This is a genomic window from Kluyvera genomosp. 1 (genome assembly GCF_001266615.1).
GTDB lineage: Bacteria > Pseudomonadota > Gammaproteobacteria > Enterobacterales > Enterobacteriaceae > Kluyvera > Kluyvera cryocrescens_A.
Genome location: NZ_LGHZ01000001.1, coordinates 89,212 through 101,369 on the forward strand (window position 1 = coordinate 89,212; position 12,158 = coordinate 101,369).

General features: G+C 50.2%; 11 protein-coding genes and 1 pseudogene. 7 read left to right on the forward strand and 5 right to left on the reverse strand.

Translation table 11 applies throughout. The annotated features are described in order from the left end of the window. Positions 1-264: 264 nt before the first annotated feature. The 6 genes from KP80_RS22075 to KP80_RS00490 all read left to right on the forward strand — a co-directional run bounded on the left by KP80_RS22075 (position 265) and on the right by KP80_RS00490 (position 6,110). Positions 265-804, forward strand: a complete 540-nt coding sequence (locus KP80_RS22075) for a fimbrial protein (protein ID WP_072129019.1) — start codon at positions 265-267, stop codon at positions 802-804. Between the two features lie 9 nt (positions 805-813). After that, positions 814-1,347, forward strand: a complete 534-nt coding sequence (locus KP80_RS22965) for a fimbrial protein (protein ID WP_156315538.1) — start codon at positions 814-816, stop codon at positions 1,345-1,347. Between the two features lie 18 nt (positions 1,348-1,365). Beyond that, positions 1,366-2,046 (forward strand): molecular chaperone, encoded by a 681-nt coding sequence (locus tag KP80_RS00475; protein WP_072129026.1) that lies wholly within the window; start codon positions 1,366-1,368, stop codon positions 2,044-2,046. Positions 2,047-2,054: 8 nt separating this feature from the next. Beyond that, positions 2,055-4,526 carry a fimbria/pilus outer membrane usher protein gene (locus KP80_RS00480; RefSeq protein ID WP_052281599.1) on the forward strand — a complete coding sequence of 824 codons (2,472 nt, stop codon included), beginning with the start codon at positions 2,055-2,057 and terminating at the stop codon, positions 4,524-4,526. A gap of 55 nt (positions 4,527-4,581) precedes the next feature. Next, entirely contained in the window at positions 4,582-5,580 is a 999-nt protein-coding gene (locus KP80_RS22835) for a fimbrial protein (RefSeq protein WP_082221698.1), read from the forward strand. A gap of 140 nt (positions 5,581-5,720) precedes the next feature. Then, complete coding sequence (locus KP80_RS00490; protein WP_052281601.1) at positions 5,721-6,110, forward strand: DUF1090 domain-containing protein; 390 nt, start codon at positions 5,721-5,723, stop codon at positions 6,108-6,110. Between the two features lie 896 nt (positions 6,111-7,006). Here KP80_RS00490 and KP80_RS00495 read toward each other — a convergent pair. The 4 genes and pseudogenes from KP80_RS00495 to KP80_RS00505 form a co-directional block, all read right to left on the reverse strand. Next, positions 7,007-7,402 (reverse strand): hypothetical protein, encoded by a 396-nt coding sequence (locus KP80_RS00495; RefSeq protein WP_052281602.1) that lies wholly within the window; start codon positions 7,400-7,402, stop codon positions 7,007-7,009. 225 nt (positions 7,403-7,627) lie between these two features. Further along, on the reverse strand, positions 7,628-7,996 hold the full coding sequence (locus KP80_RS00500) for a hypothetical protein (protein ID WP_052281603.1): 369 nt from the start codon (positions 7,994-7,996) through the stop codon (positions 7,628-7,630). A 74-nt stretch (positions 7,997-8,070) separates the two neighbouring features. Beyond that, positions 8,071-8,347, reverse strand: a pseudogene (locus KP80_RS23265) (DNA cytosine methyltransferase); the annotation flags it as partial. Between the two features lie 182 nt (positions 8,348-8,529). Then, positions 8,530-10,146, reverse strand: a complete 1,617-nt coding sequence (locus tag KP80_RS00505) for a peptide ABC transporter substrate-binding protein (protein ID WP_052281604.1) — start codon at positions 10,144-10,146, stop codon at positions 8,530-8,532. Positions 10,147-10,462: 316 nt separating this feature from the next. Between KP80_RS00505 and mpaA the strand changes: the two genes are divergently transcribed. Further along, positions 10,463-11,182 (forward strand): murein tripeptide amidase MpaA, encoded by a 720-nt coding sequence (gene mpaA / locus KP80_RS00510; RefSeq protein ID WP_052281605.1) that lies wholly within the window; start codon positions 10,463-10,465, stop codon positions 11,180-11,182. Here mpaA and ycjG read toward each other — a convergent pair. Further along, on the reverse strand, positions 11,173-12,138 hold the full coding sequence (gene ycjG, locus KP80_RS00515) for an L-Ala-D/L-Glu epimerase (protein ID WP_052281606.1): 966 nt from the start codon (positions 12,136-12,138) through the stop codon (positions 11,173-11,175). The genes mpaA and ycjG overlap by 10 nt on opposite strands. Positions 12,139-12,158 lie beyond the last annotated feature (20 nt).

Genomic DNA, 12,158 nt, shown 5'->3' on the forward strand with positions numbered 1-12,158 from the left:
AACCAGCTACATTACCAGGACAGGAATACATGATTCATTAATTAGCCGATTACACCGAAAACTACCATCAGAAGATATTGCATTTATTCTCACACTCTATGATGGAGTTAGCGGAAAGTATAGAAAGTTATCTATCCAGGAAATTAATAGACTGTATTACATAAGAAGCAAGAAACTATCATTAAACAGCTCCTTTGAGTTGAAAATATTGATTTCATTCTTGTCTAACAGTAGATATTCACTTGTAATTTAATAAGAGAAAGTATGAAACAAAAAATAATAATTGGCTCCTGCCTATTGATTTCAGCATTAACCACGAATTCAAATGCCGCTGAAGTTACATCACCGGTAATGCCAACAGGAACGCTAAATATCGCTGGAAAAATTCTTGATAAAGGCTGCACATTCGAAGCCAAGGATTTTATTATCCAGTTAACACCTGTCGTGATCTCATCATTCACAGCAGTCGGTGATACAGGACCAAAAAGCGATCCCGTCGATTTTAAGCTGACAGGATGCCCAGTAAGCTCCACCCTGACCTTGACGGTCCAGGGTACTCAGGGCGCAGTAGTATCAACTTTCGCTACGGCAACCGAAAGCACCAATGCTACGGGCTTCGACTTTGTTTTATACGGACCTACCACTGCGACTTCGATTATTCGTCCGAACATCGCGGTAACACTAACGCCTGATTCTTCGGGAAATTACAGTGGGACACTATCGGCCCAACTCAGATCCAAAGTGGCAGCGCCGACAGCAGGAAAAATTGATACCACGCTAACCTATACACTGGCTTATAATTAAGAAAATATCATGAAAAAAATCGCAATTATTGTCTCCCTCAGCTTAGCCAGTCTAAATGTTTATTCCGCTGATGTACCCACTGCAGTGGATACCGGAACAATCACTGTTAAAGGTTCTGCATACTCTAAAGCCTGTACAACAGTTATCAGTTCAGTCAATCTGACAGTACCGACAACTTTTACATCTGACTATACAGTCAAGGGGGATATGTCACCCTTAGGTACGTCAGGGCTAACTGGCGTAACCTGTTCGGAAATAACAGGTATATACATTACGGTTACTGGGGATCCTGATGGTACCGACCCATCATTATTCAAGATCCCAGATGCGACCGGTAAAGCAACAGGTGTAGCATTAAAATTATATGTCACTGCGGGCTCGAATCCTATTACTGGAGTAGAGCCGAATAAAGAAACAAGTTTATTGCCCAAAGGAACTGGAAATATTGGCCTAACTTATTCTGCCCAGGCGGTTTCTGTCGCCGATAAGGTTACCAGCGGCGATTTGGCGACAACACTGACCTGGACTGCACGTTACAATTAATTATTGATGAAAGCGCATATGAAAAAACATTTATTTTCTGTTCTGCTCGCGTCCCTGATTACACTGCCGGCGCATGCCGGCTTTTCTCTCGGACAAACTCGGGTGATTTATAATGAAGCCGAGCGTCAGTCTACCCTACGAATCATTAATAGCGGTGACGGTGACTATTATCTGGTGCAGTCCTGGATTAATGAAAACGAAAGCGAAAACAGCCCGCGTGCGAGCGCCTTCATTATTACGCCGCCGGTATTTAAACTGATGCCGGCTTCAGAAAACACGCTGTTAATCCGCACGTTGAATGATAAATTCCCGGAAGACCGGGAGAGCCTTTCGTTTATTAACGTGAAAGCGATTCCGGCCGTCGATGATGCGGTCAAGAATAAAATCACCTTTGCCACCAAAAGCGTGATTAAACTTATTTATCGCCCTACATCTCTGAATTTCCAGGATGCTGCCGATTCATGGAAAAAAATGGTGATTACGCCGCAGCCAGGCGCCGTCACGCTGAATAACCCAACGCCGTACTTTATCAATATCGGTATGTTCTCGGTCAACGGTCATGCTGAAAAGATAAGCTATGTCGCCCCGTTCTCGGAGACAAAAATCACGCTGAAAGCGAATGAGCATCCTGTTTCCGTGGAATACAACGTTATCAACGATTTCGGCGGTGCATCTGCGCTGCATAAAGTGAAATTCTGATCCGTCACGTGAAGAAAAAATTACTGCTTAACGCGCTGCTGTTAATTTCGCCATTGAAAGGGTGGGCTGCGCTGTCGTTTGATCTCTCTGCGCTGGAATCAAGCGGCAGCGAGCTGACCGAATACACAAAGCAACAGCTCGCCCAGGTGGGACAACAATTACCGGGGACTTACCCGGTAGAAGTCGTCCTGAATGGCCATAAAATCAGCACGGAAGCCATTCGGTTTGTAAAATGTGATACCGAGCTTTGCCCGCAGGTGACCCTGGGTACGCTTAAAAAATGGGGTATCGCCCCGGGGCCGTTCGTGTCGAAAGATGCCAGTGATGAAGACGCTGTGCTGGCGTTACATTTTGAGCAGACCATTCCCGGTGCCACCGTGAAGCTGTCGGCAAATGCCAGTAAGCTCATTCTTACCGTGCCACAGAAATATCTGCTGGATGACAATGCAAATTTCCTGGCGTCTGTTACGGAGGAAAGTATCCCCACGCTGTTTTTATCGTACTACTACAGCGGGCAGCGCAATGAATCGGCCGGTGAGCGCGACGACCAGCACTTTGTCAGCCTCAACAATGGGATAAACCTGGGAGCATGGCGCCTTCGCCAGAGCGCGAATCTGGTAAAAAGCAGTCAGCAAAAAATGAGCTGGCAGCCGACGCAGACCTATGTTGGGCGCGATATTCTTTCGCTGATGTCGCGTCTGATGATGGGCCAGACCAACACCAGTGGCAGGGTATTTGACAGCTTCAGTTTTAAAGGGCTGAGTCTGTCTTCGATTGATGAAATGCTGCCTGACAGCCAGCGCAACTATGCGCCGGTGATTAAAGGTATCGCCCTCAGCCAGGCCAATATTGAGATCCGCCAGGACGGAAATCTCATCTATCAAAAAAGTATCCCGGCTGGCAGTTTTGAACTAACCGACGTGGTACCGAACAACAGCAGCGGCGATCTTGAAGTCACGATTCGCGAGAGCACCGGGGAAGTCAGAAAATTCATCCAGCCTTATGCCACTCAGCCCAAAATGGTCCGGCAGGGCCAGCTACGCTATGCCCTGAGCTCCGGCCGCTACGACAACGGAAATTCTGCAGGTGACAAAGAAATTTTCGTGCAAGCTGAAGGTCTTTACGGTGTTGGCAATACTGTTTCTGTATTTAGCGGCGCAATGGCCAGCAGCAGCTATCAGTCGGGGGTTGCTGGCGTGGGTCTTAACCTGGGCGACTTCGGCGGGATCTCTTTAGAGATCGATACATCGCGCAACAAAGAATCAGAATGGCTGAAATCCGGCTCCGGCTATGCCTCAAAAATCAATTACAGCAAATATTTTGGTCTTTCCGGCACGTCGCTGCAGACTTCTTACACGCAAAGCCACGACCGTGGGTATTTTACCTACGCCGATTATCAGGCACGGCACGAGATTCATCAGGGTTCAACGAATCTCCCGGGGAATATTAAACGTCAGTGGCAGGCAGGGCTGAACCAGGATCTGGCTCAGTTCGGCTCGCTCTCACTCAATTACTACTCACAGCAATCGTGGGATGATACCTACAACAGTAAAACGCTGAATGCCAGCTATAACGCTAACTGGAATGGTATCAGTGCTGGCATCAGCTATTCGCAGTCCGATATTACAAGCAACACGCGATACAAGGATAACGTGCTCTCACTGAATGTAGTGGTGCCCTTCTCGTCACTGTGGGGCCAATCCTCACAAGCGCGGATCAACCACAGCTATATCACCAGCCGCAGCGGCCTGGCGCAGAACCAGACCACCGTCAGCGGCAGCCTGCTGCGTGACAACAACCTTAACTACTCCCTGTCTCAGACCTGGGCGCAGGATCAACACGGGCAGGCGGCGCGCGTTCAGTATGACGGAGGCTCCGGCTCGGTTAACGCGGCCTACAGCCGCAACAGCAGCGGCTATAGCCAGACCAGCTTGGGGTCAACCGGCTCGGTGGTCTTCCATCCCGGCGGCGTAACGCTGGGACAAAGCATTTCACCGAAAGAGCCGTTTGCGATTGTCAGTGCGCCAGGCGCAGGCAACGTTTCCGTGACCACCAAATCCGGGGTGAAAACCGACAGCCGCGGCTATGCCATCGTGCCAGCGCTGACAGCCTATCGCCAGAACAGCATCGGGATTGACCCGACAACGGCTAGCGACACGACCTCGCTGACGTCAACGCAAACGCAGTCCACGCCGGGCTTTGGTACCGCCGTCGCGGCGAAATTCGGCACGCATATTGGCCATAAAGCCTGGGTGCATATTCTGTATCGCAACCGGCCACTTTCTCTTGGCACAGAGCTGTACGGGAAAAATGGCGCCAGCGGGATTGTCGATGATAAAGGCTATGCCTGGATCACCGGACTTCATGACGGTGATCAACTGAGTGCCAACGTTGACGGGACGCAGTGTCGGATTCGCATTCGCTACGACCGCCTGGTGCTGTCTAAAGAAATCTATACCGGTGCTGTTGAGTGCCAGTAGCACAGTAAATTCGCCGATAGGGACAACATTCGTGAATAAAACATTATTGACCGTTATGGCTGTGGGGGCCCTCGCCGCTCTTGGCTATCAACAGCAAACCTACGCGGCGTGCGCATTTGCCAACGGGGCCAAAACCGGAAGCGTAAATTTTGCCCTGCCCGCGCTGACGCAGTCGCTGAATCCGTCCGAAACGGGGCCTCGCCTCCTCTCTTCGGTAACGGTACCGGCCGCGACGCTGGCATCAGCAATGGGGATTTCTTCAACCGTTGCGGTCTGGGGGGGATGTACAGGAAACCTGGTCTGGAATCCGCTTTTACCTGCGATTGCGGGTAATTCGCCGAATCTATCAGGCTATATGTCGACAGGTATAGATAACTTATACCTCTATATGTATGCAGGTACCCAGACAACGGGAAACTTTGGAGCATTTGTTACACCATCAACTTCGGGCACCACCTGGTCGCGAGCCTTGAGTACTATCCATGGTTCGATTCCTCCTTGGTCAATTATGGGGGATATGGTGCTGGCGTTATACCAAACCGGTCCTATCCGTCAGGGCGGCATTATCCCCGCAGCCGCCATTGCTGAACTTCAGGTCTCCGATGGCCTGCAGGTGATGAATATGTCCATGAGCGCGATAACGGTAAATGTCCTGGCCTGTAGCATCACCACACCGGTGGTAAATGTGCAGATGCCGGCATTTTACAGAAGTAGTTTTACCGGTGTTGGCAGCACGACGGCCGCTACCGATTTCAGGATTGGCGCCAACTGCGATTCCGGCGTGATGCCGACCATCACCTTCAGCGGACAGACAAGTAGCGGTACGACAGATGTCTTCGCCATCAATAGCGGTGCCGGGGCGGCCTCCGGGGTTGGGATTCAACTGCTCTACGGTAGTAGTACGGTAAATCAGAACACCGCGGTGGCAATGAATACGACTACCGCAGCCGGCACTACCGAGTTTCCGTTCAGTACGCGCTATATCCAGACTGAAAATACGGTCACATCTGGTCATGCTGATGCCACCATCACATTTACACTTAGCTACAAGTAATCTCAGCGGAAAGTCGTGAAGCGCATTGTGCAATCAAAAGGCCTGCCGTAGTGAGGTTCCATTGATGTTTAAGAAGTTCTTAAGAACTGTTCAGTACTCTTCCTGCGATCAGGAAAAATTAAAATCAATAAGGCGATACTATGAAATACACGAAAACTCTGTTGGCCGGTCTACTGCTACTGTCTCCGGCTTTTAGCGCGTTGGCGGCACAACAAACGGCAACCGGATGCGCGGCAAAACGTCAGAATATTGAGCAGCAAATTGAGTACGCCCGCGCCCATGGTAATGCCCACCGGGTCGAGGGGCTGAGTATTGCGCTGTCTGAATTGAATGCTAACTGTACCGACGCTGGTCTTCGAGCTAACCGTGAATCCGACGTGCGTAAAAAAGAGCGCAAGGTTGCAGAGGCTCGCCAGGAACTTGCCGAGGCGCAGGCTGACGGACGCCAGGATAAGATTGACAAGAGACAACGTAAACTCGCAGAAGCTCAGAACGAACTTCAAGAAGCAAGAGCAACTCTGCACAAATAAACATTTGCGATAGAACGACAGGGTAACAGATGATTATGCCAACACGATATGATTCTTAACTTTGCTAGTGTATCTGGCAAGGCCCGTTCTACTGGACAGAAAGCATTTTTATAAAAATGCCGGAGATTATTCCGGCTTCATTTCACATACTCTGCTAGTTATAGCTCACAAGATAAGTGGATACAGTCCCCTTATCATTAACGTAATGCCTAACAGTGCTAAAGTAGCTTCTCTCCGGAATAGAACTATTGGATGTAAAATGGTGATATTTATTATCTACCGAATCATAACAAGACACATTCAGAACTTTTTCTGTAGGTTTATATGTACAACCAGGACTCACTATTTGCCCACTGATAGATAACGTACCTGAGGATGGTTTGGCCTCTGCGGCATTAGCAACTGAACACACAAACAGTGTAATCATAGCAACTTTGACTATCTCATTATTATTACACATAGGTAACTCCATTTTCATATCCGCTTTGGGTTATCTAATGAAATACTAGTGCATACGATTAAGCATTCTCTTGATTTAGATTCTGTTTTTTACAACCCATTTTACTAACTGACAATATTGATTTGGATACAGAATGCTGTTGGTTCAACATAATATAAAACATGACTCACATCATTAAATGCTTATGTTAAAGAAAATTATCAATACTAGGTACTATTTAAACAGTCTCTGTATGTAACATCACATTCAGCAAAAAGAGTCTGTTTTCCTTAGGCCCACTTTACAAGTGGGCCCTCCGGGTTGGCATATCATACTACGTCAAAAATCAATTAAAAAATTTGTCGGAGCGGAATTGATAGCTTCACTTTGTCTATCTAACGAGTAAATATTGCTCCGAATATCCTCCCCCACGCACAAACAAGAATTGATTTTTCAATTACTCCAATGGTTTCTCTTGGCAATGAGGCATAGTGAGATCGATAATCATCTGGCCTTTACTATTCTTGTGCGCCGTTTGCACTGTGAAAGTGGGGGAATTATCCCGCTGAAAAATCCCTACGACCTTCCCATCGGTAGAGTAAACATCAAGATTACCATTTCCTTCTGATAAGCGCTTACGGTATACATAGGAATATTCGATCCCTGTAGGTGTAGGCGTCCCTTCCATATCGGTGAGGGTCTCTGTGAGCACCGGTTCTTGACCAGCACGGAGCAAATTAAAGCTATGCAAAACCTCAATATCATCAAGGCACACAATGGTAGCAAGGAGTTCAGCCTTAGTTGGTACTGCAACACTGAACAGAGTCAAAGCTACAATGTGTTTGATCTTCATTTAATTTTCCTAGTTAGAACATACAACCATGACGTTAGTTCGTAGCGTTACTGGTGAGACTAACGGCAACGAACATTATCATCTACCATCTTACTGGCTTGTTCTGTGAGACTGCAGGAATGTTCAGGCACTCTTTATAGTCGACGCCGAATGAAGATAGGTCAACAACCTGCCCTGCTCATCTCTCGTTTTTGTTGTATATTGAATTTTGACATAATAGTTACGTCACTCTGTCCGGGTGCATATGAGGGCGTTAACTCCAAGTACTTTGGTATCCCATGGACCTTTTGCATCAGTTTGGTCCAATTCTGTTACGAGCAAAGAATAATATCCTCCCCCCATAAACTTTAGGTCTATATTCGTGGCAAGCTTTGATTTACCGTGATAACCCTGTGCCTGCAATCTGTCTTCGCTAATCTCTCCAATTTCTGCATCGAAATCACCATTAATAACAACGTGTTTCTTATCGACCACATGGATTTTAACGCCCGTCTGACACTCAAAATTAATAGGCTGCTGTTTATTAAAAGGGATGTAATCAGCGTTGGCTATTAACGGAGAAACTAAGGCAACTACAGCTATCAGTATTTTCATTTTTTATCGTGCCATAACAAAAAGAGCCACACGTTAGCATGGCTCATTTTGTTAATAGTTGCTCTATATCACCATTAAGTAGCAATTCTCTGCTTGCACAGTTCCGGCAGGTTAGCCCTCACCAGCGCCTCTGCGAACGGCGGCGGCACAGCATTGCTACAGCGTGCAATCTGCTTGTCTTTTCGTACTTTTTGCCGCTATAGTCCTGGTCGATGATGTGCCCCTCAGGGAAGCCCTGCATCCGGTACAGTTCATGCGGTTGCAGAATACGCATCTGATATCAACGATGCGATAAGTGATGCCGTCAATCATGACCAGACCGTAGCTATCCTCACCGCAGTATTCCCGCAGGCACGACAGCGTTCGCTGCGTGAGTTGCTCGTCATATCCATCAGTTGCCAGTTTGGTTTTCCTGATGCTAGTTGGTTCGGTTACCGCGAAAACCAAGGCGACGAAGAAATAATGGCGCTGTAAGCAGCGCCATTACTGGATTTTGATAAGGTTAACGAAGGTCAGATGGAGAGTAGATGTAACTAGTGCTTCACAAGATACATCGTGTGTGTATAGGCCACATCTTCAGGGTTGGTGATCGGGTAACCCTTCAGCCACGGTTTGATTAAGCGACCGTTGGTGTACTGGTAAATCGGCGCGATCGGAGCCTTCTGCGCGAGAATATGTTCAGCTTCGTTATAGTCGGCGTTACGCGCAGCAGCCGTATTTTCCAGCGCCGCCTGGCGGATCACCTTGTCGTAGGCCGGTTCATTGAAGCGCGCAATGTTACCGGTATTGGTTGAGGTTAGCAGCGACAGGAACGTTGACGGCTCGTTATAGTCCCCCACCCAGGAAGCGCGGATAACGTCAAAGTTGCCGGTATTGCGGCTATCGATATAGGTTTTCCACTCCTGGTTCTGCAACTTCACATCAACGCCAAGATTTTTCTTCCACATCGACGCCACCGCGATAGCAATTTTCTGGTGGTTTTCCGAAGTGTTATACAAAAGCGTCAGCTTCAGCGGACGGTTTGGGCCATAACCAGCGGCCTGCAGCAGCGTTTTGGCCTGGGCGTTCAGTTCGGCCTGGCTGCTCTGCTCCATCGCCGAGGGCTGCGGCTTAAAGCCCGCGGTCACGTCCGGCGTCAAGCGCCATGCAGGCTTTTCCCCGGTACCCAGTACTTTCTCAGCGATGATCCGGCGATCGATAGTCATGCTCAGCGCCAGGCGTACGCGCGCATCGGCGGTTGGCCCTTTTTGGGTATTAAAAGCGTAGTAATAGGTGCCCAGCTGCGCCGGGGTGTACACCTGGCCCGGCAGCTCTTTGAGCAGCTTCTGATACTGATTTTTGGGGAAGGATTCGGTGATGTCGATGTCACCCGCAAGGTAGCGTTTGGTCGCCGCAGACTCCTGGTTAATCGGCACAAAGGTGACTTTCTGAATCACCGTTTTGGCATTATCCCAATACTGCTTATTCGGCGTCGCCACCAGCTTTTCATTGACTACGCGGTCGGCCAGCACATATGCACCGTTGCCGACCAGCTTGCCCGGACGCGTCCAGTTCTTATCACTTTCGACGTTGGCTTTGTTCACCGGGTAAAGCGAGAAGTTGGCAGTCAGATTGACGAACCACGGCAGCGGTTTATCCAGCTGCACGCGTAGCGTATGCGTATCAACCGCAGTCACCCCCAGCGTGTCGGGCTTGGCTTTGCCGTCGATAATATTCTGGGCGTTATTGATACCCGCCAGTGCGGCAAACCAGGCGAATGGGGATGTAGTGGCCGGGTCAACCAGGCGCTGCCAGCTATACACGAAATCCTGCGCCGTAACGGGGGTACCGTCTGACCATTTGGCATCGTTACGCAGCGTAAAAGTCCAGATTTTCTGGTCATTAGTCTGCCAGCGGGTGGCAACACCGGGAATAATATTGCCGTTAGCATCCTGGTTTACCAGACCTTCAAACAGGTCGCGGATCACCTGAATTTCAGGCAGGCCGACCGCTTTTGCGGGATCCAACGAGGCGGGTTCATCTTTGATGTGGCGGACCAGATCCTGCTGCTTTGCCAGTACGGTTCCTGCGGGAACCTCAGCCGCGATGGCGGCGGAACTCAGGCCTGAAAGCAGTACGGCAATGCAGGTCTTGGTGAAAGGATACTTCATGACATCCCCTTTAAAGTCGATAAACCCAAGTAACATAATGGAAATATTATTTGTTTCACTTTTTATAAATGCAAATGTGATATCACAGAAAGTTGATTTACACACGTTATCCTTCAAGCTGACTCCGCATTGACAGCATTCATTCACCTGGACCACTGACTTGAGCCAGCGCAACGGGATTCCCTCTCTTGCCTCCTTGGTGCAACGTGAATGATTTCGTGTATAGCCTGTCTCTTTCGGTTTAGGAAACTATTTGATTCGCGGCGACTTTTGCACAACACTGCTCAATAACGCACTTCGCATCAGGATTCTTGCTATGTCAGCTCTTCGCCCTCGCGCTCAGCGCGGCGCGTTCCCACAGGGAACACAACACTATGGCCGCTCGCTGCTGGGCGCACCGCTAATCTGGTTTCCGGCGCCCACCGCAGGCCCACAGAGCGGGCTGATTATTGCCGGGACACACGGAGACGAAAACTCCTCCGTGGTGACGCTCTCCTGTGCGCTACGTGCGCTATCGCCGGAGTTGCGCCGCCATCACGTCATTCTGGCGGTTAACCCAGACGGCTGTCAGCTCGGGCTGCGTGCTAACGCCAACGGCGTCGATTTAAACCGCAACTTTCCGTCCGCAAACTGGAAAGCCGGTGAGACCGTCTATCGCTGGAACAGCGCCGCCGAGCAGCGCGATGTTGTGTTGTTAACCGGTAGCCGACCAGGCTCTGAGCCGGAAAGCCGTGGGTTGTGTCAGCTTATCCATCAAATTAATCCAGCATGGGTGGTGTCGTTCCATGACCCGCTCGCCTGCATTGAAGATACCCGCAATAGCGAGCTGGGACAGTGGTTGTCAAACGCGTTCAGCTTGCCGCTGGTCAGCAGCGTCGGCTATGAAACGCCGGGTTCCTTTGGCAGCTGGTGTGACGATATTGGCCTGCACTGCATCACCGCCGAATTCCCGCCTATCTCTTCTGATGAAGCTAGCGAGCACTACCTCGATGCGATGACGCAGCTACTGCACTGGCAGCCAGTCCATCACAAATGAAGTTCACCGCAGGTAAAGCGTAGCGCGGGCTGCGCATCCACAGCGAGCCAGGTGGGTCCATCGAGATCGGCAAATCGCACCTGTGGAGCCAACGGCAACGCCGCATTAATTGCCCGCGACGTACAGAGCATACAGCCAAGCATCAGCGCAAAGCCCTGCGCTTTGGCTTCAGCTGCCAACGCCAGCGCCTCGGTCAGGCCACCGGTTTTATCCAGCTTGATATTGACCATCTCGTAACGGCCGCGCAGTACCGGCAGGTCTTCGCGAGTGTGGCAGCTCTCATCGGCGCAAATGGGCAGCGGATGGATAAAGTTTTCCAGCGCTTCATCTTCGCCAACCGGCAGCGGCTGCTCGAGCATGGCGACGTTGAGATCGGCCAGCAGCTGGCAGCGCGCCGCCAGCCCATCGCCGCGCCATGACTCATTAGCGTCAACAATCAGCGTAGCCTGCGGCGCGGCTTCTCGAATCGCCACCATCCGTTCGCAGATAAAATGATTATCCAGCTTCACCTTGAGTAGCGTCGCCCCGCTTTCACACAGCGCTTTCGCGCTGGCTGCCATTTGCTCCGGAGTACCAATCACCACCGTTTGCGCAGTCACCACCGTGTCGGGAAGTGTCACGTCAAGCTGAGTGACAACGTCACTTTTTGATTGCTGCGCTTCCAGGCTCCACAACGCACAGTCGACGGCGTTTCGTGCAGCCCCTGCGGGCAGCAAGGTTGCCAGCTGCGTACGGGTGATGCCCTGCTCAAGCTGTTCGCCAATCGCCATAATCTGCGCCATCACCGAGGCCAGGCTTTCGCCATAGCGCGGGTACGGCGTACATTCCCCAACGCCTTTAATACCATCCTGCTCAAGCTCTACCACCACCACTTTGGCTTCGCTGCGGCTCCCGCGTGCAATAACAAACGGCGAGTGTAGCGGCCAGGCTTCTTCAAAAACGCGCAGCTTTCTCATTTTTACTCCTTTTATTAGGC